The sequence below is a fragment of the Lacticaseibacillus songhuajiangensis genome, assembly GCF_003946025.1.
Taxonomy (GTDB): domain Bacteria; phylum Bacillota; class Bacilli; order Lactobacillales; family Lactobacillaceae; genus Lacticaseibacillus; species Lacticaseibacillus songhuajiangensis.
Genome location: NZ_RHNR01000003.1, coordinates 1 through 20,497, shown reverse-complemented (window position 1 = coordinate 20,497; position 20,497 = coordinate 1). Strand labels below are relative to the sequence as shown.

Here is a 20,497-nt window from a genome sequence, read left to right as displayed (position 1 = left end):
GAACTAATGGAGGATAAGTATATGACTAAAACAGTAATTGTAACGATCCACCCTTATGACGGGAGTTTCTGCCACGCTTTGATGAGTGCGGTGCGTGATGGCGCCCAAAATGCGGGTCAGGAAGTCGACCTGATTGATTTGGAAGCTGATGGCTTTGATCCGGTGATGCACAGCAAGGATCTAATTGGCTTTCTGAAGCACAAGGCGCAAGATGAGCAGGCGCTGGACTACATTCGGCGCATTAAGGAAGCCGACCACCTTGTGCTGGTCTTTCCTATCTGGTGGGAATTGATGCCGGCCATGATGAAGGGCTTCATCGACAAGGTCGTATTCCCTGGCGAGACTTTTGATTACGACAAGAGCGCCACGGGGATGCGTTCCCTGCTGGATAACTTGCAGTCGACGACCATCATTACCACGATGAACACACCACGCTCTGTTTACCGGTGGGTGTTTGGCGACGCCGTGCAGCGGGCACTGGTGCGGGGGACCTTTAAGAAGATGGGCCTCAAGCACGTGCGCTGGATGAGTTGTAACATGGTCAAAAAGAGTAGCGATGACCAGCGTGCTAAGTGGCTGGCGACCGCGCAGCAGGTTGGTGCACGAGCATAGTCGTTTCACGTGAAACACAAAAAACGGACGTTCAATTGAACGTCCGTTTTTTGCACTAAATGATTAATGTGTTGCGGCTTGCTTATGCGTGTTAATCAATGCGATGAACAGTTCCACCACAACCAGCACGAGCAAAACGAGCAGGGCATTCGTTGTCCCGTTGGCGGTGCCGACAGCTTGGTTGCTGGCGGCCTTTTGCCCAGCTGCGACCATTGCGGCCGCCATGCTGGTCCCGAGTGCAGCGGCAAACTGTTGCACCGTGTTGAAGATGGCGTTCCCGTCGCTTTGCTGCGCCACGTCCAGGAAACTGAGGCCGCTAGTCATGATGTTCCCGTAGCTTAGGCCCATACCGGCCATGAAGAAGGTGTAGGTGGCGATAATCAGACCGTTGCCCAGGCTGCGGCCGAATACAAACATGACCGCTGTCCCGACAATGGTGAGTACGGCGCCAGTCCGTAGCGGGATGGCCGCGCCAACGTGGTCGTAAAGTCGGCCGCTGAGAGGTCCAAGAATGGCACCGAGCACGGCGCCGGGGAGGACGATCAGCCCCGCCTGTAGTGCGGAATTACCATTCACGAGCTGAATGTAGTTCGGCAGTAGGAAGGACAGGCCGAGCGCCGCAATCTGCAGTGCGGTGAAGCACAGCACGCTGAGGGTGAAGGCGCGCGTGGTGAACAGTCGCAAGTTGATGATGGGCTGCTTGATGGTCAGTGACCGCCGAGTGAAGAGCGCCAGCGCGACGATACCGAGCAGCAGGGCGCCGCCGACGGAGAGACTCATGAAGGCTTGGCTGCCCAAGTTACTGATTCCGAAGATCAGACTGCAGAAGGTGACGACAATGAGAGCGACACTAAGCGCATCCACGTGCACGGCGCTGACCGGCGTCTTTTGCCGGATGCACAGTAGTCCGAGCACCAGGGCGAAGACGAGTACTGGTAGCAAGAAGACGAATACGTAGCGCCAGCCGAATGCGGAGACGACCAGACCGCCGAAGGTAGGCCCGATAGCGGGCGCCACCCCGGTGATCATGGTGCCGATGCCCATCATCATCCCGACTTTGGACTGCGGCACTTGCTCCAAAATGATGTTAAACATCAGCGGCAGTGCAATGCCGGTCCCGAGACCTTGGATACCGCGGCCCAAAAGTAGAACCCAGAATGCAGGCGCAATGCCATCGAGGACGACTCCGATGATAAAGAAGCTGATGGCGACCAGGAAGAGGCTGCGCATTTTGAAGCGGCGCTTAAAGGTGGCTGACAATGGCACCAGCGCAGCGACGACGAGCAGGTAGAGCGTGGTCATCCACTGCACCGTGTTGGTGGCGACGCCGAATTCTTTCATCAGCGTGGGGAAGGTGATGTTCATGGCGGTTTCGACGATGACCCCGCAGAAAGACATCAGGCCGGTGGCAAAGATGGCGCCAACGACTCGTGGTTCGATTTTTTGTGACTTATTGATGGTGATTGCCTCCGTTTAATTCAATGAAATACTGCAGCATAGCCGTGAAGGTGGCCTGCTCTTCTTCTGAGAAGTGCGTGACTAGGCTCATTTGCTGATGGGCGATGTACGCAGCCACGGCGCTGCTCAGTGCCTGCGCCTTATTCGTCAGGTGCACTTCTTTCTGCCGCGCATCGGTAGCTGCAGGCACGCGGTTGACAAGCCCCGCTTTCTCCATGCGCTGCAAGGTCACCGTTGCGGTGGAACGCTGAATGTTGAATTCCACTTCGATGTCCCGCTGCAAGGCGTGCGGATTGCCCGACAAAAAGTCAAGAATCGACATCTGGGTGCCAGTGAGGCCGTACTGCTTTGCGTACGCGTCCATGCGCCGGTTCATTTGGTTGGCTGCAAGCTTGATGAGTTTACCGTAGTCCATGTGCTGGCCTCTTTTCGTTAGACGACTAACGATATTATAGGCTCATTTTGAAAAAGTGCAAGGCAAAATAAAAAAGTCAGTTCGCGAATGCGAACTGACTTTTGCAAAAGGTTACTTAGCACTTGCCGTCTTGCGACCCTTAAGGCCTAAACTGAGCAGCAGTGCGCAGACAATCAAGATGATTACGAAGTAAATTCCGTAATGCACACCGCTGGTGAAGGCAACAGCCTTGCTGGCGTGTGCGTTAGCTGCAGCGCCAAGACCGAGCAGGCTGGTGGCAATCGCGGTCGAAATGGCCCCGATGATTTGCTGCAGGGTGTTCATGATGGTACTGCCATCAGCGGACTGGGCGCCGTTCAGGGAACTGAGTGCGTAAGTCTGTGCTGGCGACATGGCTAGTGGGCACCCAATCATCAGAATCACGTGCGCCGCAATGACGTAGGCGATGCTGGAGGTATGGGTGGTGAAGGCGAGCATCAGCGCCCCAATCAGGGCGATGATGAAGCCGGCCATCGCGGGGGTGCGGGCACCGAGGCGGTCAAACATGCGTCCGGCAAAAGCGGACGTTGCCGCGTTGATGACGCCACCAGGCAGCATGATGATCCCAGTCAGGGCGACGGGCAGTAGCAGGCCGTTTTGGATGTACATTGGCAGCAGGTACATGGTGGCCAGGATAATCCCGAAGTCGACCATGACTAGCAGCGCGCCGGTCCGGAAGGCGGGGATGGCAAAAATTTTGAGGTTCAAAATTGGGCTAGCACTGTGCAACTGACGGTGGGCGTAGAAGGCCAGCACGACGATGCCGAGTGCGAGTAGTCCCAGAACTGCGGGGCTGGTCCAGCCGCGCGAGCTGGCGAGACTGACACCGGCAACCAAGCTGGCGAACCCAACTGCGGATTCGAGGATGGAGACGGCATCAATCTTGGGCTTGGTAATTTCGCCAACGTTCTCCAAACTAGTGAGTGCGAAAATGAGCGCAATCGCCAAGAAGGGAATGAACAGCCAGAAAATCCAGTGCCAGGAGAGCTTAGCGAGGACAATCCCCGTCAGTGTTGGGCCAACAGCTGGGGCGAACATGATGACGAGGGCACACATGCCCATTGCGGCGCCGAGCTTGCTCGGCCGGAAAACCTGCATGGCGACCGTAAACATGAGGGGCAAAATCAGCCCGGTCCCGATACCTTGGATCATGCGCCCGAATAATAGCAGGCCGAAGTTCTGGGCCAGAGCGGCAATTGCTGCCCCAACGATGAAGTCGCACAATCCGAAGATGACAATCTGGCGAGTAGTGAACCACTTACTCAGAAAGCCGGAAAACGGCAGGATAATCCCAATGACCAGCATGTAGCCGGTGACGAGCCATGAAGCCGTCGCCGTGCTAATGCCAAGACTGCGGGTGAGACTCGGGAGGGCGATGTTGAGTGAAGTTTCACTGAACATGCCGACGAAAGCCCCAATGAGCATACTGACCATGGCGAGGCCAGGATTTTTCACAGCGACACGGGGCCGGTCCGTTGCTGCGGTGATACTTTGTTCCATTAGAATAATACTTCCTTTCACTTGCGACCACGCACCGACCGGGTGTTGTCGCGGACAGTTCAGAATTGCGCGCAAGGTCTGCTTGCCCATTCTCGAACTTGGTCGTTGGTTACTCTAGCAGACTTTGGCCAGTTTCGTAAGTGAAAATTTCACATTCACGGCAGTTGAAATATTATGATTTCCAGATTCAAGCCGTGAATAGTAGCCTGCGGGCGTGTAAATCTTACGGGCGGTCGGAGCAAACTATCAGCGACTTGTTATCGCTTTCATAAATCTGTATATTTGAAGTAGGGAAAAATTAATTTACTGATGATTGGCCACTAACCACGGCCAAATATCAGCTGACGGAATTGCCCAGGGGGCAGAAAGGGTGTTAACTATGGCAGCAAAAACAATTATGCTCGTGTGCTCGGCGGGGATGTCCACCAGCCTGCTGGTGTCTAAGATGCAAAAGGCCGCGGAGGCCGATGGTCAGGACGCCAAAATTTTCGCGACCGCCGCGGCGGATGCGGACAACAAGATTGCCAGTGAGCATCCAGATATCCTGATGTTAGGACCGCAAGTGCGCTTCATGCTCGATGACTTCAAGAAGCGCGTCGACATTCCGGTTGAGGTCATTAACATGCAGGACTACGGCATGATGCGCGGTGAGAAGGTATTGCAGCACGCGCTAGACGTGATCGGCTAGGAGGTGCTGACAATGGCGACGGAGACGACAGAGCTGGTCATCATGCAACTGATTATGGCCGGCGGCAACGCCAAGAGTGCCGCCATGGAAGCTATTCGGGCCGCTAAAGCGGGTACTTTTGACGTGGCAGACGCCAAGCTCAAGGAGGCCGACAGTTTCATGGTGGACGCGCACAACGCGCAAACTGGGATGCTGACGAAAGAAGCTCAAGGTGAGCATACGGAAGTCAGCTTGCTGATGGTCCACGCACAGGATCACATCATGAACGCCATCACCTTCCGCGACCTGGCCGGCGAGATTGTGGAATTGTATCGGCGGCTGGAATAAACGGGTGGCCATCACTGCAGATGCAGTGATGGCCGTTTTGATGTATCAGTGAATTTGGTTGACGGTTTCTGCAATGAGTACAAATTTACTTTTGCAAATCTGCTTCGGTATTTATGCTGCGGCATTATATAATGTAGGTATAGCAAACATGGAGGGAGGCATCTGGATTGGCCAAGAAGAGTAAAAAGCGGCGCCGCTGGGTCGACGTTGTTTGGGGAATCGTGATTGTCTTGGGCTTTGCGCTCAGTCTGGCACTGATTTTTAACGAGCAGATTAAGCTGTTCATGGTTGACCAGATGTCGCAAAGCAGTGTGCGCAGCGCCAAGACACTCAAAACCAGTGACATTGACCGCAATAAGAAGGCAAAAGCGAGCTATAATTTCGCCAAAGTTGAAGCGCTGGATCTCAGCAACGTGTCCAAGGCTGCGTTAGCCCGCAATCTCAAGCCCATTGGGTTGATTAGTGTACCGAGTGTGCGCATCTACCTGCCGATTCTGAAGGGGCTGTCCGGTAATAACCTGGCCGTAGGGGCGGGCACAATGAAGCCGAATCAGGAAATGGGTAAGCGCAACTACGCACTGGCTGGGCACCATATTCACAAGCAGACGACGCTGTTCTCGCCGCTAGAGAACGTGAAAACCGGCGCCAACATCTACATTACCGATAAGAAGAAGGTTTACACCTACAAAATCAGTTTCCAGAAGGTCGTGGATAAAAGCCAGGTGCAGTACATTGATGACGATCAGGGCGACAAGATCATCACGCTCGTGACCTGTTCATCCAACCAGATTCTGCAGCCGGAGCGGCACATTGTGCGCGGCAGTTTAACGAGTGTGCAAAAGGCGACGACCAAAACGCTCCGCGTCTTTGACGGTAAGTAACATGGTAATTTAAAAACGCACGCTAGACAGTGTCCTGAACGAGGATACCGGCTGGCGTGCGTTTTGCATTGGCGTTAAATCAGTGGCTTATACACAAGTTCGACCGTGCCGCGGCGGACGCTGAAGTTGATACCCGCAATTTCCTGCTCCAGAATTTTGCGGTATTCATCCAGCACGTCGCTAGGCAGTGGGGTGCAGTTGTGGAGGCGTTCCACCAGACCGGGCGCGCTGTTTTCGGCGTTCCAATCCGTGAAGAGGTTCACGTTGGTGAGGACATCGGTCAGCAGACCCGTGAGCACGTTGTCCGGTTTGCCCGTGTCATCGGTGATGATGACGTTGTGCGGGTCCAGACCGTGGTGGTCGATTTGAATGAGTTTCAGAGCAGTAAACACGTTCATGAGTGCTCGCCTCCAGCAAGTTTTGCCTTTAGTCTACCAGAGTGGTGAGTCGGAGGGAATAAAAAATAGCGCCAGCAACAACCTTATCAGATTGCCACTGGCGCTATTTTGTTTGCTCTCGATTAGTCGCGCTTCAAGTAGCGCTTCAGGAAGTCGCGGGTGACTTCTTCCTGCGGGTTGCCGAAAATCTGTTCTGGCGTGCCTTCTTCGGCCACAATCCCTTCGTTCATGAAGAGGACGGTGTCGGAGATGTCACGGGCGAACTGCATTTCGTGGGTCACCACAATCATGGTCAGCCCGGTCTTAGCCAGTGCCGTCATGGCAGACAGCACGTCGTCAACCATTTCGGGGTCCAGTGCGGAAGTTGGCTCGTCAAACAGCAGCACTTCAGGATCCATCGCCACGGAGCGTGCAATGGCGACACGTTGCTTCTGCCCGCCGGACAGCTGCGCCGGCTTAGCATTGATGAACGGGTCCATGTTCATTTGCTTGAGAATGGCAATCGCGTGTTCCTTGGCGTCAGCCTGGCTGCGCTTGAGGACGCTCATTTGCGGCACCATGATGTTGTCGAGCACGGTCAGGTTGTTGAACAGGTTAAAGTTTTGGAACACCATGCCGACCTTGGCACGGTACTGCGCGAGGTCGAAACTGTCATCCTGAATGTCCTTGCCGTGGAACAGAATTTTGCCGCTAGTTGGCGCTTCAAGCAGGTTCAAACCGCGTAGCAGGGTGGACTTCCCGGAACCAGACCGACCGATGATGGTCAGCACTTCGCCCTTAGTCACGGTTAAGTTAATATCACGCAAAACCTCGTGCTGCCCGAAGGTCTTCTGGAGGTTTTGTACTTCAAGAATAGTCTCAGTCATTATCAATTCCTCCTAGTTCTTCGGCTTTGGGGTCTCAACCTGCATCTGGTTGGTCATCACGTTGTAGTCCTTGGGACCATCGAGGTGCTTTTCGATAATCCGGAACAGACGGGAAATCGTGAAGGTGAGCACCAGGTAGATCAGGCAGACAACCAGGTAGGTGTGGAAGAACTGGAAGTTCTGTCCGGCAATGGTTTCGGAAGTGAAGAACAATTCAGAGACACTAATAATAGAAAGAACGGAAGTATCCTTGATGTTGACGATGAATTCGTTGGTGACAGCAGGCAGGCTGTTACGAACGGCCTGCGGCAAAATGACCTTGGTCATCGTCTGCCAGTGGGTCATCCCGAGGGCGGAGGCAGCTTCAAACTGACCTGGGTCCACGGAGATAATGCCCCCACGAATGATTTCGGAGATGTAAGCACCAGTGTTAATAGAAACAATCACCAGAGCGGCAACCGTCCGGTCCATGTTGATGCCCAGTGCTTGAGCGGCACCGTAGTAGAGCACGGCAGCTTGAACAATCATTGGTGTGCCACGGAAGACTTCAATGTAGACAGACAGGAGCCACTTGCCAAAGCCAAGCAGCCCGCGCTTGCCGGTACTCTTTGGTGCGGGAATCGTGCGGATAATCCCGACAAGCAGCCCGATGATGAAGCCGACAATCGTCCCGACAAGGGAGATGAGGAGCGTCATTCCGGTACCGGTGGCCAGCATGCCACCATACTGCTTGAGAATGTTGATGAACCAGTTACCCTTGGCAGCCGTGCTTGGCTGGTTGGCCACAGCATCATCCATACGCTTGCTGCGGTCGGCCTTGGTCATCGTGCCGAGAATGTTATTGATCTTGTTGGTCTCGCTGTAACCCTTGCGCACCCCAATGGACAGGTTGGTGTCGGAAGCGCTGGTCTGGAAACCTTGACCCTTGGCAAAGTGCACCATGGTCAAATCTGGGTTAGCGTTCTGGGCGGTAATCCCTTCTGGAATTTCGGAAACGTAACCGTCGATGGTGCCGGATTCAAGGGCAACACGCATTGCGGGGAAGTCGTCCATCGCTGGCTGGCGAAGGACACCCTTCATCTGCTTAATGGCGTCGTAGTGGTAAGTAGACAGCTGGGCAGTAATCTTAGCGCCCTTGAAGTCGTTGATGGACTTAGCCTTGGCAAACTTACTGTTCTTCTTGGTGACCACGGTCAGCTGGGACACGTAGTACGGGTCGGTGAAGTCGATGCTCTTGCGGCGGTCAGGTGTTGGTGACATCCCGGCGATAATTGCATCAATTTTGCCGGACGTCAGGGAAGGCAGTAGCCCGTCCCACTTCGTCTTAACCACCACCAGCTTCTTGCCAAGCTTCTTGGCAATGATCTTGGCGGTCTGGACGTCGTAACCGTTGGCCCACTGCTTGGTGCCCTGAATCTGCACCGCGCCGTGCGCATTGGTACTTTGGGTCCAGTTGAATGGGGCGTAACCACATTCCATCCCGACCTTAAACGTGCCGTCATCGGCAGCGCTAACGGGGTTTGAGTTGCTAAAGCTCAAACCGATGCTTAGCGCGGCGATTAAACCGGCAAAAGCTAACCAAATCTTCTTCATGACATTTTCTCCCTTCATTGTTCACGGAGGGAAATAGAGTAATTAAAAGACCCCTGTCGAAGTATCTCAACAGGGGCCCGCAAGTTCTACCTTAAGTAAAACCAACAATAGCGCTCCACAGCATGCCGCTGTGACAGTCCAGGAGCTTTCGCTCACTGTCCCAACAGGAAATCGCCCGGTGCTCATTCCCATTTCGGCGGGGGATGCTTACTTAACTGCCTCAACGTGTCCGGCACTCAGCAGTTGTTTGTCACCCTCGCGACCTCTATTTCGTCGTGTTTTCTAATGTCGCCTCTTAGCATAGCGCATTGGGCAGGGGTGTCAAGTCCAAAATGCGGGTGATTACTTATCGCGATTAGCGAAACATCCGGAAATTTTACTCCTAAAGAATAGGCCCGACATATCTTAAGGTATTTAATAATTTTCGAATGGAAATTGAGGTGATAAGTCGTAATTGCCAACGAAAAATTTGTACAGAATATGAAGTACCACGATATTGTATTTAATGAAAACGCGCCCACTAAAATATGGAAGAACTCGATGGCCTAGACCAATAAAAGATAACAGTCGGTATATACCATTGTTCAAATAGTTGTTGTTTATGTGTGCGGTACGAAAACGCTTTTCAACATTATTATAATGGCTATACATTATCAAATCGTTATTTACCGGTGCTTTAAGCCTGCTTTTTAGGGCTGCCTAAATCACTTTAATGGGCATGCCTAACTTTTTATCTCGTTCAATTCGTAAAAACTGCAAATATGAACAGCTGCTTAAAAAAGTTGAAACTTTTTTAAGTGGTCTAATTACCGCGGTGGCAATGTTTTCATGAAAAATGAAAAAAGCACTCCAAGAAAGGGCTTGCAAAGAGACGGTTATCTAGGCATACTAGTCACTGTTAAGAAAACCCCTTACATTCCTCCGGGCCGATTTGAACCGGTTCAAAGGAGTCCTGGGGAATCTTAAAAAATTTTAGGAGGCGACACAATGGTCGGAATCATTCTTGCCAGTCACGGTCAATTCGCCGCTGGCATTAAGCAGTCCGGTCAGATGATCTTCGGTGAGCAGGATAAGGTTGAAGCAGTAACCTTCATGCCAAACGAAGGTCCAGATGACTTGAAGGCAAACCTTGAAGCAGCCATTGCTAAGTTCGATCCTGACGATGAAGTGCTTTTCCTTGTTGACCTTTGGGGAGGTTCCCCATTCAACCAGGCTAACGGCCTGCTTGAAGACCACAAGGACAAATGGGCACTCGTTACCGGTTTGAACTTGCCAATGCTCATCGAGGCATATGGCGCACGGCTTTCAATGGACTCAGCACAGGAACTTGCAGCACACATCGTGAGTGCAGGTCGTGATGGGGTCAAGATTAAGCCAGAATCACTCGAACCAGCTCCAGCAAAGCCAGCAGCAGCTGCAGCAGCAGCTCCAGCAGGTGGTCGTCCAGGTAAGTTGGAATACGGTCTCGCCCGTATCGACTCACGTCTGCTCCACGGCCAGGTTGCAACGGCTTGGAGTAAGTCAGTTAACCCTACCCGGATTATCGTTGTTTCTGACAACGTTGCGAAGGACAACATGCGTAGCACCTTGATTAAGGAAGCTGCGCCTGCAGGTATTAAGGCCCACGTTATCCCTATCGATCAGATGATTAAGATTGCTAAGGATGACAAGCACTTCGGTGGCGAACGCGCTCTGCTATTATTCGAAACACCACAGGATGCCAAGCGTGCCATCGACGGCGGTGTACCTATTAAGGAACTGAACGTTGGTTCTATGGCCCACTCCGCTGGTAAGGTTCAGCCGAACAAGGTTCTTGCTTTTGACCAGAACGACATCGACACCTACAAGGCTCTTGAAGCTGAAGGTATCACGATGGACGTTCGTAAGGTGCCAACTGACTCCAAGGATAACTTGGACAACATCATGGCTAAGGCACAAGCCGAACTCGACAAACAGAAATAATTTTCAATCATTCGGAATGGAGGATACGTAATGTCTTTAAACGCTATTCAAATCATTCTGGTCATCTTTGTTGCATTCCTCGCTGGGATGGAAGGGATTCTTGATGAATTCGAATTCCACCAGCCACTTGTAGCATGTACATTGATCGGTTTGGTTACCGGCCAACTCGGCCCCTGCATCGTTCTCGGTGGTAGCTTGCAGATGATTGCTCTTGGTTGGGCAAACATCGGTGCTGCCGTTGCTCCTGATGCCGCTCTTGCCGCTGTCGCTTCTGCAATCATTCTTGTACTTGGTGGCCAGGGTTCTAAGGGTATCAACTCAGCTATCGCTCTGGCTGTTCCTCTGGCCGTTGCTGGTCTGCTGCTTACCACCATTGTTCGTACTCTTGCTACCGCTATCGTCCACATCATGGACCGTGAAGCAGCTAAGGGTAACTTCAGGGCAATTGATATGTGGCAAGTCATCGCTATCTGCATGCAGGGTGTTCGTATCGCTATCCCTGCAGGCCTGATCCTTGCAATCGGTGCTGACCCAGTTAAGGCAATGCTTAATGCAATGCCTGCATGGCTCACCGATGGTCTTGGTATCGGTGGTGGGATGGTCGTTGCCGTTGGGTACGCCATGGTTATCAACATGATGGCGACCCGCGAAATGTGGCCATTCTTCGCACTTGGCTTCGTTATCGCAACTATCCCAGACCTGACACTGATTGCCCTTGGGACAATCGGTATCTCCCTGGCTCTGATCTACCTTGCACTTTCCAAGATGGGTGGCTCCGCTTCTAACGGTGCCGTTGCTAACACTGGTGACCCCGTTGGGGACATCATTGATAAATACTAAGAAGGAGGTTGAAAACTATGGCAGAAAACATTCGTCTCACTAAAAAAGATCGTATCTCTGTATGGTGGCGCTCAACGTTCCTTCAAGGTTCTTGGAACTACGAACGTATGCAAAATGGTGGCTGGACCTACTCAATGATCCCAGCTATCAAGAAGCTGTACACAAAGAAGGAAGACCAGATTGCTGCTTTGAAGCGGCACATGGAATTCTTCAACACTCACCCATACCTGGCTTCACCTGTTCTGGGTGTAACGCTTGCTCTTGAAGAAGAGCGTGCCAATGGTGCACCTATCGATGACGTTGCCATCCAGGGTGTTAAGGTTGGTATGATGGGCCCTCTGGCCGGTGTTGGTGACCCAGTCTTCTGGTTCACTGTTCGTCCTATCCTTGGTGCCCTTGGTGCTTCCCTGGCTTTGACCGGTAGCATCCTCGGCCCAATCATCTTCTTCGTTGCTTGGAACATCATCCGTATGGCCTTCATGTGGTACACACAGGAATTCGGCTACAAGGCTGGTTCCAAGATTACCGAAGACATGTCCGGTGGTCTTCTGCAGGATGTTACGAAGGGTGCTTCCATCCTTGGTATGTTCATCCTGGGTTCCCTGGTTAACCGTTGGGTTTCCGTCAAGTTCACGCCAGTTGTTTCCAGCATCAAGCAGTCTAAGGGTGCTTACATCGACTGGGCACACCTGCCAAAGGGTGCTGAAGGTATCAAGACCGCTCTTAGCCAGCAGGCTTCCGGCATGTCTCTTGACCGCGTGAAGCAGACCACACTGCAGCAGAACTTGGACTCCCTTGTTCCTGGTCTTGCAGCTCTCCTGCTGACCTTGTTCTGCATGTGGCTCCTTAAGAAGAAGGTTTCACCAATTGTTATCATTCTTGGTCTCTTCGTTGTCGGTGTTGTATTCCACGTTATCCACCTCATGTAGTCTGGGTAAAACGCAGAAAACAATCCGCAGTTGAGATTGGCAAAAGCCCAGGCACGCTGTGTCTGGGCTTTTGTTTTGCAGGCGCGTATACTTTGCGTTGTGAAGCGGTTGAACGCTTGTCGTCACCAATATCCACAGGAGGAATTACGAATGGTTGAATCACTCAATACGAAGGTTGATGTCGTCGAAAAGGCGACCTCGTTCTTAGGCACTGGTAAGTACGGCAAGATCATGGTTGGCGATAATGCCTTCGAGTTCTACGATGATCGTAAAGTCGACAACTACATTCAGATTCCTTGGGACAAGATTGATTACGTCATGGTGTCTGTATTGTTTAAGGGCAAGAAGATTCCGCGTTTTGCCCTGCACACAACCGATGGTGTGTCATACTCCTTTGCAGCACGCGACCCGAAGAAGGTTTTGCGTGCCATCCGTGAGTACATTCCTGCGGACCACATCGTGAAGTCGCTGACTGTCACCCAGGTGATGGCGCGCGGGTTCAAGGCGCTAGTCGCAAAAATCAAGAATCGTAAACAGTAGTTTTGAGCCCCGGTGCCGTTGTGCGCTGGGGCTTTTTTTGTTGTCGTTGTCCGTCAGCGTAAGTCCGTGCCCGCAAGGGTGCGACCTGCACTTTAAGCTGTTTTCATACCGCCGCAAGGCGGTGGGTCGGCAACTCCGGTGGTGGTGCGCTTGGGCTACGCTCCGGGAACTACGTCGGGCGGGGACCGCTTCAGCCCGCTGTCGCGGTCTTTCGCTGGCAGAGTTGCCGCAAGAACAGCGTCAACTCCGCGCTCCCGAGATGATTGTGTGCAGCCACGACGGCAAATGCGGCCGTCCTGTCTCCAAACAATCATCTTTTCGCCCGACTCCGTTCCCTGCGCTTCGCCCAAGCACACCACCATCTCCGTGGCCGACACGTTACGGAGTGGCAATTACAGGATCATTCCCAATTACGAGGCAATACCTCACAGGACTAATACTGATAAACTGATAAACCTTTGCCGATAATGCTGACTAATCTTGTGATAGTTGAAGTATGCTGGATTGTGACGTTTGCGGCTTCATCGTTACATTGAAATCACCACCGCAATCGTCCCGTGAATGCACTTAGGGTCTGGGGTGAATTGGCGTAGCAAGCAGGGACGGAGTCAGCGAAAATACAATTAGCGGTGTATGCCCGACGTGGTTTTCGTCGGGTGTACACCGCTAATTGTATCGGGAGCGGGACTTTGACGCTGGTTTTGCGGCAAAGTCCCCAGTGGAAGACGGCGAAGCCGGCTGAAACGGTCCCCGCTGACGGAGTTCCTGCTTGCGAAGCCAATTCGCCCCAGGCCCGACCTGCGGTCGATTTTCACAGCTGCCATCCTTGCGGATGATATTTTCAACACTTACGCTGACGGACTGCGAGCGCTTTTTTGCGAGTCGTGGGGTTAACAAGTATAATGGAGGTTGAAACCCCACTAATGGAGGGAATATTAATGGCTAAAAAAATTCTAGTTGTAGATGACGAAAAACCAATCTCAGATATTGTGAAGTTTAACCTGACCAAGGAAGGCTACACTGTTGTAACGGCATTCGACGGTGAAGAAGCCCTCAGCCAGTTCAAGGAAGAATCTCCTGACCTCGTGCTGCTGGACCTCATGTTGCCGAAGATTGACGGCCTTGAAGTTGCCCGTCAGATTCGTAAAGATAACGATACGCCCATCATCATGCTGACCGCTAAGGATAGCGAAATCGACAAAGTGCTCGGTCTTGAACTGGGTGCTGATGACTACGTAACCAAGCCCTTCTCAAACCGGGAACTGGTTGCCCGTGTGAAGGCCAATCTGCGTCGGCGTGGTGACGCCAACACCAGCAATGAAGTGGATGACGCGAAGTCTGATCTGGCCGTTGGTGACCTGGTCATTCATCCGGACGCCTACACCGTCAGCAAACGGGGCGACTCTATCGAGCTGACGCACCGTGAGTTTGAATTGCTGCACTATCTCGCCCGTCACTTGGGTCAGGTGATGACCCGTGAGCACTTGCTGCAGACAGTTTGGGGCTATGACTACTTTGGTGACGTTCGGACTGTGGACGTGACCGTGCGGCGTTTGCGTGAAAAGATTGAAGACAACCCATCGCACCCATCATGGTTGATTACCCGTCGTGGGGTGGGTTATTACCTGCGCAACCCGGACGCTGAACAGAACTAAGCTGACATTAAAGAAAGAACGGTAATATCCGGGCATGAACAAGAAAATCCGGTTTTTCCAGTCAATTCATTTCAAAATTGCGATTGTGTTCATCCTGATTCTTTTGATTACGGTCGAAATTATCGGGGCGTACTTCGTTAAGCAGCTCGAACAGCAGAATATTGATAGCTTCAAGAGCCGCATTAACATCGAAAACTACATTCAAGATCAGCTCGCCATTGACCTTGAAAGTAACGATACCGATACGGCCAACTCCAACATTAATGACCTCATCAGCGAGTCCAACATTGCGAACTCCGCTGACATTCAGGTGGTAGATGCAAAAGGGACCGTGCGCGGCGACAGTAACGTCAACGCCCAGGGTAACGTAGGTCAAAAGAGTGGGAGTAGCCAGATTAAGAACACCCTGTACACTGGGCAAACTTATGAAGGTTTCACCTACGAAGGCGATAACGGCGGTTCGAATTACACCAAAATTATCCCGATTAAAAACGTCAATGCCGGGAGCGACGACAATAGCGTCTTGGGGGCCATCTACATTAAGGCCAGCATGACGTCTGTTTACGACGACATTAACAGCATTATCCGGATTTTCCTGATCGCGTCGGTCATTGCCGCCTTCTTGAGTATGGCAATTTCCATCGTTATTTCCCGGGCAATAACCCGGCCAATTGACGCGATGAAGCAACAAGCCATCCGGATGGCGCGTGGGGACTACTCTGGGCAAGTGCGGATTTACGGGCAGGACGAATTGGGCCAGCTGGCCGTAGCGGTTAACAACTTGTCCGTGCGCGTCGAGGAGGCCCAAGAGGCCAGTGAGGCCGAACGCCGGCGACTCGACTCGGTTTTGGCGCACATGACTGATGGGGTGGTTGCCACCGACCGGCGCGGGAACGTGATTATCATTAACCAGACCGCGCTTGATTTCTTGAACCTCAAGACTGAAGAGGTTATTGGTGGCTCCATCTTGAAGCTCCTCAAAATTGATAAAGACTACAACTTGCGGGATCTACTGGAGAATCAGAAGGAATTACTTCTGACTTTTCAAAATGAGGATCACCACGAGCTGATTTTGCGTGCCGATTTCTCGCTGATTCAGCGGGAAACGGGCTTCATCAGTGGGCTGGTTGTGGTGCTGCATGACGTTACCGAGCAGCAGAAGAATGAACGCGAACGGCGTGAATTCGTGTCGAACGTGTCACACGAATTGCGGACACCGCTGACTTCTGTGCGCTCTTACATTGAAGCGCTGAACGATGGCGCTTGGCAGGACCCTGAGGTGGCACCACAATTTCTCAAGGTGACGCAGGAAGAAACCGACCGGATGATCCGGATGATTAACGACCTGCTGGCTCTGTCCCGTCTGGATTCGGGGACGAGCAAAATGGAAATGGAGACCGTTAATATTAACGAGTTCTTCAACTACATTTTGAATCGTTTCGACATGATGCTGAAGACGGACAACGAGCACACCGGTGAAGCGGCCCACTTGCACCCGACCAAGAAGAAGCAGTACACCATCAAGCGTGAGATCACCAAGCGCGACCTGTGGGTTGAAATTGACCAGGATAAGTTCATGCAGGTGGTTGATAACATCATGAACAACGCGATTAAGTACTCGCCAGACGGTGGGGTCATCACGGCCCGCCTGCTGGAGACACATAATCACGTCATTCTTTCGATTACTGACCAGGGCCTGGGGATTCCGCAAAAGGATATTGGCCACGTCTTCGACCGGTTCTACCGAGTTGATAAGGCTCGCAGCCGGAAACAGGGCGGGACCGGCCTCGGCCTGGCCATCAGTAAGGAAGTTGTTGAAGCGCTGGGCGGCCGCATTTGGGTCGACTCGCTTGAAGGCAAGGGGAGCACCTTCTACATCTCCCTGCCATACGACCCGATAGATGCGGAGGATGAATGGGATGAAGTTTAGGGACATTGTTTTACGTCTATTTCTCATCGCCGCCGTGGTGATTAGCCTCGTTTGCACCTGGTACATCTGGTTTAATCCGGCGCACCTAGATCGCAAGACGACCACCGGCAGCACGGCGGTTAAAACCAGCAAAACGACGACGGCCGAGCACGAAAAGAACGTCTTCGAGCCGCTGAATGTTTATTACCAGCAAAATGGCAGCAAGTCGCTCGTGGCTCGTAGTGATGGCCGCGTGGCAACGCGCATTCGGCGCGGGATTGCCAGTTGGCGGATTAATTCCGTCGGCGCCAGCCGCAAACTCAGTCTTGAGAATTACGACAAAATTCTGACGCTGGATGACAGTGTGCAGATGACCTACTGGGGCGAAATGAACTGGCGGACTTTTGACCAAATGTACTTCAAGAAGGCGGCAATTAAGCAGCCGAAGGACTTTAAGTTCAACCGAATTGTCTTCAATTTGCGCACGCAGAAGATGCTGCTGGTCAACGACGCGACGCGGACCATGCGGCGGGTGAAGCTGCACAAGAAGTATGCCTTCACGCCGATTACCGGTGCGATTAGCAAGGCCAAGAGCAGTTACCCACTCGTAGAAAAGCGAATTGGCACGCGCGAAGTGGCGTTTTACGACGGCAGTTTTGCGGTGAAGCAATACACTTACATCCTCGATAAGCAGGGTGCGAACCACTACATCAACGCCTTGATGAGTGGTGGCAATAACGCGCCTTCATCCGTGGATGCTAAGCAGCTGGGTAACCAGACGGTGTACACCATGAACGATAATAACCAGCGTCTGGCCGTTGACCGCAATGACAGCATGATGGAGTACGAGAATTTTGCCACCGATGGACCAGCCAAAACAACGACCAAGGTGCTCAGCGCCGCTTATAGTGACATGACGCGCCTGAACATCAAGGAAATGCGTGGCATGTCGTACTACAACTACGATCAAACTGACGGCAGCGTGATGTTCCGCATGGTCGTCAACGGCCTGCCGATTATCAGCGACCTGCTGAGTGGCAGCGTTGAAGTTACGCACACGAATGCCAGCAAGCGCATTGCGTTCTCCGGTGATAACCTCTCTGTCGCGATTCCAACCAGCACCACGACGGTCAAAATGCCGTCCAGCCAGACCGTGTTGAACGAGTTGCTCGCCAAAGGCATCAAGATGAGCAGCATCACGGACCTGCAGCTGGCCTACGCGTGGACCAAGGATAGTGACTCGAACCAGGTGGTTGACCTGGTGCCGACCTACTTCGTGCAGGTGAATGACGAGTACTACAATTATCAAGACATCATCGACGGCAGTGTCAGCACTGCGGGGATGAATACGAAGAGTGACGCGAGCGTCAACACGGAGACTACGGGCACTAATGCTGAGTTCTCCGTGAACAACTAGGGGGTGAGCACATGGATTTTCGCCGGATTGAATGGATTTTTCTGGTTGCGTTCATCGCGCTCGACATCTTCCTGGGTTGGAGCATGACGCAGAGCCAGCGCGTTTACCTGACGGCCACCGCAACGAGTGAAAGCTCACAAACGGCCGCGGATATTAAACACGACAGCATTAGCCTGCCGGCGCTCAGTGATAAAACGAGCGATGCGAGCTATGTCGCCGGGCAAAACAACAATGCGCTGAGCCAAAATTACGCTAAGCTCAGCAAGACCAACCTGCGCATCAGCCTCGCTACTGACGACAACCAAACGCTGACGGCACGTTTAACCACGCCACTACAGTTGGGCAAGAAAAACGTCGTGAAGCAGCTGGAAACCTACGTGCACGATTCGGGCAATGTCCTCTTTGGTAGCCATTATAGTTACATGAAGGATTTGGGCAGCGATACGCGTTATGTCTTCGTCGAGAAGGTGAACGGCCGCACGATGATTGACGAGCGAGCAATGTTGACGCTGACCGTGAAGGACGATGCGCTTACCATGTACCAGCAGACTTACATTGATCAGGTGCAGGCCATGGACAACGAGCAATCTATCATGAGCGCGCGCGATGCGGTGTACACACTGTACCGGGCTAACGAAATCGTCGACAACTCGCGCGTTCTTTGGGTGCGTAAGGGCTACACGTGGCTCCTGACCGCTAAAGGCAGCCAGGTGTACACGCCGGCCTGGTTCATTGGTGTGGAGAGCAAAAGTTCCAAGAGCGTCTCTATCAAGCGCGTGAACGCCATCACCCAGACCGTGATGAAGGCGCACTAATACTGTTCGTCAGCGTAAGTCGTGAAACTTTCATCCTCAAGGATGAAAATAGGGCTTCGACCGCAAGGTCGGGCCTGGGGCAGCTTGGTTACGTGCCCGCAGGCAGGTGGCGCGGGGTCGCTCACGCCTGACAAGCCAGGCTACCGCTAAACTTTTTGCCGAAGCCCTTGGCAAAAAGCTTTACCCCGAGCAGGAATAGCCCATACAATACGGCTTACGCCGGTTGTATGGGCTATTCCTGCTCTTTGCGCGCCACCTACCTGCGTTCACTCCACCAAGCCGCCCCAGACCCTAAGTGCTACAACAATACTCTGGTGGGAAAAGTTTCGAGGCTACGTTAGCGGATGAACCAGGCATAGAGATAGACGTGATTGGGTATTAACACAATGATCAGTCCATCGTCTTCTCCAGTTTGGTGAATACTGTTACCGCGTACTTCCTAAGTACAGGGGTTAGTCAGTAATTGGTCATCAGGCTCAGTATTCCAGAGCGTCGCCACGTGGCCTCTGCGGTGTTTTCCACTCAGTAACGTGTTACCCTCACCGGAGTTGCCGACCTCACCACCTAACGGCGGTCTGAAAACACCAAAGAGGCCCGGCGCGACTCCGTCGCTAAAATGCTATCGCTGACGAACAGCGTCCAGGCGACAAGCAAGGCGGATTAGCGGTACAATGGGTGGCGATACAAGAAAGGACGATATTGTTGACTGCAGATGATTTTGGAATGCGCGTGAGCGTGCTGGCCAGCTCCAGTTCAGGGAACGCGACCTACATTGAAACACCGCAGCACAAGGTGATTGTTGACGCGGGGTTCTCCGGCAAGAAGATGGCCGAACTGATGGCTAGTATTGGCCGAGACCTCAAGGACGTGGACAGTCTCTTCATCACGCACGAACACAGTGACCACGTTGCCGGCGTGGGTGTGCTCGCACGTCGCTACCCGAATTTGAACATCTATGCCAACAAGGGAACCTTCACGCACCTGCCGAAATCGGTGGGAAAGCTGCCGTATGACCGCTTGCACATTTTTGAGAGCGGCAAGACGATGGACATGGGGGATTTGGATGTCGAGAGTTTTGCCGTGTCCCATGACGCCGCAGAACCGCAATTTTACCAGTTTCACCACGATGACCATGCGTTCACCATCCTGACGGATACCGGGTATGTTTCTGACCGGTTGGCAGGCATTATTAGAGACTCGGATGCCTACATTATGGAAGCTAACCATGATCTGGAAATGCTGCGGGAGGGGCCTTACCCGTGGAGCCTCAAGCAGCGCATTCTGGGGGATTACGGGCACTTGTCCAATGCGGATGGCGCCAACGCTTTGCTGGACGTCATTGGTCCACGGACCAAGCGGGTTTACCTTGGCCACCGCTCCGCGCACAATAACACCAAACCCTTGGCGCACCTGACCGTGGCGGATATGTTGAAGCGCGAAGGTCTGGGCGTTGATCATGATTTTCAGTTGCTCGATACCGAACGCCAGAGTGCGGAACCTTTATTCCTCGTTTAATTGGCGCAATCATTGTTTTTGTGTCGTCGAACGATGAATTTAATATTTGCTTTGGTATAATAGTGGCTGGTGAATAATTTGTCCAAGCTATCTGTAACAGTTCCTTAACCCGTTATCGTTGTATAATAGATGCATAGG

The 20,497-nt window shown here is 52.6% G+C and carries 19 protein-coding genes and 1 riboswitch; of the genes, 13 read left to right on the top strand and 6 right to left on the bottom strand.

The genetic code is table 11. From position 1 onward, the window contains the following. The first annotated feature begins 21 nt into the window (after positions 1-21). Positions 22-612 carry an NAD(P)H-dependent oxidoreductase gene (locus EKM97_RS01565; RefSeq protein ID WP_125570518.1) on the top strand — a complete coding sequence of 197 codons (591 nt, stop codon included), beginning with the start codon at positions 22-24 and terminating at the stop codon, positions 610-612. A 63-nt stretch (positions 613-675) separates the two neighbouring features. Here the strand turns inward: EKM97_RS01565 and EKM97_RS01560 are convergent, their stop codons facing one another. From EKM97_RS01560 to EKM97_RS01550, 3 genes are all read right to left on the bottom strand, one after another. Then, positions 676-2,010 carry a DHA2 family efflux MFS transporter permease subunit gene (locus EKM97_RS01560; protein WP_125570517.1) on the bottom strand — a complete coding sequence of 445 codons (1,335 nt, stop codon included), beginning with the start codon at positions 2,008-2,010 and terminating at the stop codon, positions 676-678. A gap of 52 nt (positions 2,011-2,062) precedes the next feature. Beyond that, positions 2,063-2,485, bottom strand: a complete 423-nt coding sequence (locus EKM97_RS01555) for a MarR family winged helix-turn-helix transcriptional regulator (RefSeq protein ID WP_125570516.1) — start codon at positions 2,483-2,485, stop codon at positions 2,063-2,065. Positions 2,486-2,596: 111 nt separating this feature from the next. Beyond that, on the bottom strand, positions 2,597-4,024 hold the full coding sequence (locus EKM97_RS01550) for a DHA2 family efflux MFS transporter permease subunit (RefSeq protein ID WP_125570515.1): 1,428 nt from the start codon (positions 4,022-4,024) through the stop codon (positions 2,597-2,599). Positions 4,025-4,403: 379 nt separating this feature from the next. Between EKM97_RS01550 and EKM97_RS01545 the strand changes: the two genes are divergently transcribed. From EKM97_RS01545 to EKM97_RS01535, 3 genes are all read left to right on the top strand, one after another. Continuing rightward, a complete protein-coding gene (locus EKM97_RS01545) occupies positions 4,404-4,712 on the top strand; it encodes a PTS sugar transporter subunit IIB (RefSeq protein WP_125570514.1) in 309 nt (102 codons plus the stop codon). Positions 4,713-4,724: 12 nt separating this feature from the next. Continuing rightward, positions 4,725-5,039: a PTS lactose/cellobiose transporter subunit IIA gene (locus EKM97_RS01540; RefSeq protein ID WP_125570513.1), complete on the top strand. Its 315-nt coding sequence runs from the start codon at positions 4,725-4,727 to the stop codon at positions 5,037-5,039. Positions 5,040-5,206: 167 nt separating this feature from the next. Beyond that, positions 5,207-5,920, top strand: coding sequence for a class A sortase (locus tag EKM97_RS01535; protein ID WP_125570512.1), 714 nt, complete (start codon positions 5,207-5,209; stop codon positions 5,918-5,920). 74 nt (positions 5,921-5,994) lie between these two features. On the opposite strand, the gene EKM97_RS01530 is transcribed toward EKM97_RS01535, so the two are convergent. From EKM97_RS01530 to EKM97_RS01520, 3 genes are all read right to left on the bottom strand, one after another. After that, entirely contained in the window at positions 5,995-6,318 is a 324-nt protein-coding gene (locus tag EKM97_RS01530) for a hypothetical protein (RefSeq protein ID WP_125570511.1), read from the bottom strand. A 122-nt stretch (positions 6,319-6,440) separates the two neighbouring features. Continuing rightward, positions 6,441-7,184: an amino acid ABC transporter ATP-binding protein gene (locus EKM97_RS01525; protein ID WP_404820195.1), complete on the bottom strand. Its 744-nt coding sequence runs from the start codon at positions 7,182-7,184 to the stop codon at positions 6,441-6,443. A 12-nt stretch (positions 7,185-7,196) separates the two neighbouring features. After that, on the bottom strand, positions 7,197-8,777 hold the full coding sequence (locus EKM97_RS01520) for an ABC transporter permease subunit (protein ID WP_125570510.1): 1,581 nt from the start codon (positions 8,775-8,777) through the stop codon (positions 7,197-7,199). Between the two features lie 100 nt (positions 8,778-8,877). After that, a riboswitch (Lysine riboswitch) is annotated at positions 8,878-9,053 on the bottom strand. Positions 9,054-9,764: 711 nt separating this feature from the next. Between EKM97_RS01520 and EKM97_RS01515 the strand changes: the two genes are divergently transcribed. The 9 genes from EKM97_RS01515 to EKM97_RS01475 all read left to right on the top strand — a co-directional run bounded on the left by EKM97_RS01515 (position 9,765) and on the right by EKM97_RS01475 (position 20,359). Continuing rightward, complete coding sequence (locus tag EKM97_RS01515; protein WP_125570509.1) at positions 9,765-10,739, top strand: mannose/fructose/sorbose PTS transporter subunit IIA; 975 nt, start codon at positions 9,765-9,767, stop codon at positions 10,737-10,739. Positions 10,740-10,769: 30 nt separating this feature from the next. Further along, complete coding sequence (locus EKM97_RS01510) at positions 10,770-11,579, top strand: PTS mannose/fructose/sorbose transporter subunit IIC (RefSeq protein ID WP_125570508.1); 810 nt, start codon at positions 10,770-10,772, stop codon at positions 11,577-11,579. Between the two features lie 17 nt (positions 11,580-11,596). Next, entirely contained in the window at positions 11,597-12,508 is a 912-nt protein-coding gene (locus tag EKM97_RS01505; protein WP_125570507.1) for a PTS system mannose/fructose/sorbose family transporter subunit IID, read from the top strand. Between the two features lie 150 nt (positions 12,509-12,658). Beyond that, positions 12,659-13,048 (top strand): DUF956 family protein, encoded by a 390-nt coding sequence (locus EKM97_RS01500; RefSeq protein WP_125570506.1) that lies wholly within the window; start codon positions 12,659-12,661, stop codon positions 13,046-13,048. Positions 13,049-13,986: 938 nt separating this feature from the next. Next, positions 13,987-14,703 (top strand): response regulator YycF, encoded by a 717-nt coding sequence (yycF, locus tag EKM97_RS01495; RefSeq protein ID WP_125570505.1) that lies wholly within the window; start codon positions 13,987-13,989, stop codon positions 14,701-14,703. Positions 14,704-14,737: 34 nt separating this feature from the next. After that, entirely contained in the window at positions 14,738-16,633 is a 1,896-nt protein-coding gene (gene walK / locus EKM97_RS01490) for a cell wall metabolism sensor histidine kinase WalK (RefSeq protein ID WP_125570504.1), read from the top strand. Continuing rightward, positions 16,623-18,029 (top strand): YycH family regulatory protein, encoded by a 1,407-nt coding sequence (locus tag EKM97_RS01485; protein WP_164507391.1) that lies wholly within the window; start codon positions 16,623-16,625, stop codon positions 18,027-18,029. The genes walK and EKM97_RS01485 overlap by 11 nt, the downstream gene beginning before the upstream one ends. 11 nt (positions 18,030-18,040) lie before the next feature. Then, positions 18,041-18,844, top strand: coding sequence for a two-component system regulatory protein YycI (locus tag EKM97_RS01480; RefSeq protein WP_125570502.1), 804 nt, complete (start codon positions 18,041-18,043; stop codon positions 18,842-18,844). Positions 18,845-19,567: 723 nt separating this feature from the next. Then, positions 19,568-20,359: an MBL fold metallo-hydrolase gene (locus EKM97_RS01475; protein WP_164507400.1), complete on the top strand. Its 792-nt coding sequence runs from the start codon at positions 19,568-19,570 to the stop codon at positions 20,357-20,359. Positions 20,360-20,497 lie beyond the last annotated feature (138 nt).

Bases quoted from the DNA above. Each gene is read 5' to 3' on its own strand.
- EKM97_RS01565 (WP_125570518.1), top strand. From the start codon at position 22: ATGACTAAAACAGTAATTGTAACGATCCACCCTTATGACGGGAGTTTC.
- EKM97_RS01560 (WP_125570517.1), bottom strand. From the start codon at position 2,010: ATGTCTTTCTGCGGGGTCATCGTCGAAACCGCCATGAACATCACCTTC.
- EKM97_RS01555 (WP_125570516.1), bottom strand. From the start codon at position 2,485: ATGGACTACGGTAAACTCATCAAGCTTGCAGCCAACCAAATGAACCGG.
- EKM97_RS01550 (WP_125570515.1), bottom strand. From the start codon at position 4,024: ATGGAACAAAGTATCACCGCAGCAACGGACCGGCCCCGTGTCGCTGTG.
- EKM97_RS01545 (WP_125570514.1), top strand. From the start codon at position 4,404: ATGGCAGCAAAAACAATTATGCTCGTGTGCTCGGCGGGGATGTCCACC.
- EKM97_RS01540 (WP_125570513.1), top strand. From the start codon at position 4,725: ATGGCGACGGAGACGACAGAGCTGGTCATCATGCAACTGATTATGGCC.
- EKM97_RS01530 (WP_125570511.1), bottom strand. From the start codon at position 6,318: ATGAACGTGTTTACTGCTCTGAAACTCATTCAAATCGACCACCACGGT.
- EKM97_RS01525 (WP_404820195.1), bottom strand. From the start codon at position 7,184: ATGACTGAGACTATTCTTGAAGTACAAAACCTCCAGAAGACCTTCGGG.
- EKM97_RS01520 (WP_125570510.1), bottom strand. From the start codon at position 8,777: ATGAAGAAGATTTGGTTAGCTTTTGCCGGTTTAATCGCCGCGCTAAGC.
- EKM97_RS01515 (WP_125570509.1), top strand. From the start codon at position 9,765: ATGGTCGGAATCATTCTTGCCAGTCACGGTCAATTCGCCGCTGGCATT.
- EKM97_RS01510 (WP_125570508.1), top strand. From the start codon at position 10,770: ATGTCTTTAAACGCTATTCAAATCATTCTGGTCATCTTTGTTGCATTC.
- EKM97_RS01505 (WP_125570507.1), top strand. From the start codon at position 11,597: ATGGCAGAAAACATTCGTCTCACTAAAAAAGATCGTATCTCTGTATGG.
- EKM97_RS01500 (WP_125570506.1), top strand. From the start codon at position 12,659: ATGGTTGAATCACTCAATACGAAGGTTGATGTCGTCGAAAAGGCGACC.
- yycF (WP_125570505.1), top strand. From the start codon at position 13,987: ATGGCTAAAAAAATTCTAGTTGTAGATGACGAAAAACCAATCTCAGAT.
- walK (WP_125570504.1), top strand. From the start codon at position 14,738: ATGAACAAGAAAATCCGGTTTTTCCAGTCAATTCATTTCAAAATTGCG.
- EKM97_RS01485 (WP_164507391.1), top strand. From the start codon at position 16,623: ATGAAGTTTAGGGACATTGTTTTACGTCTATTTCTCATCGCCGCCGTG.
- EKM97_RS01480 (WP_125570502.1), top strand. From the start codon at position 18,041: ATGGATTTTCGCCGGATTGAATGGATTTTTCTGGTTGCGTTCATCGCG.
- EKM97_RS01475 (WP_164507400.1), top strand. From the start codon at position 19,568: ATGCGCGTGAGCGTGCTGGCCAGCTCCAGTTCAGGGAACGCGACCTAC.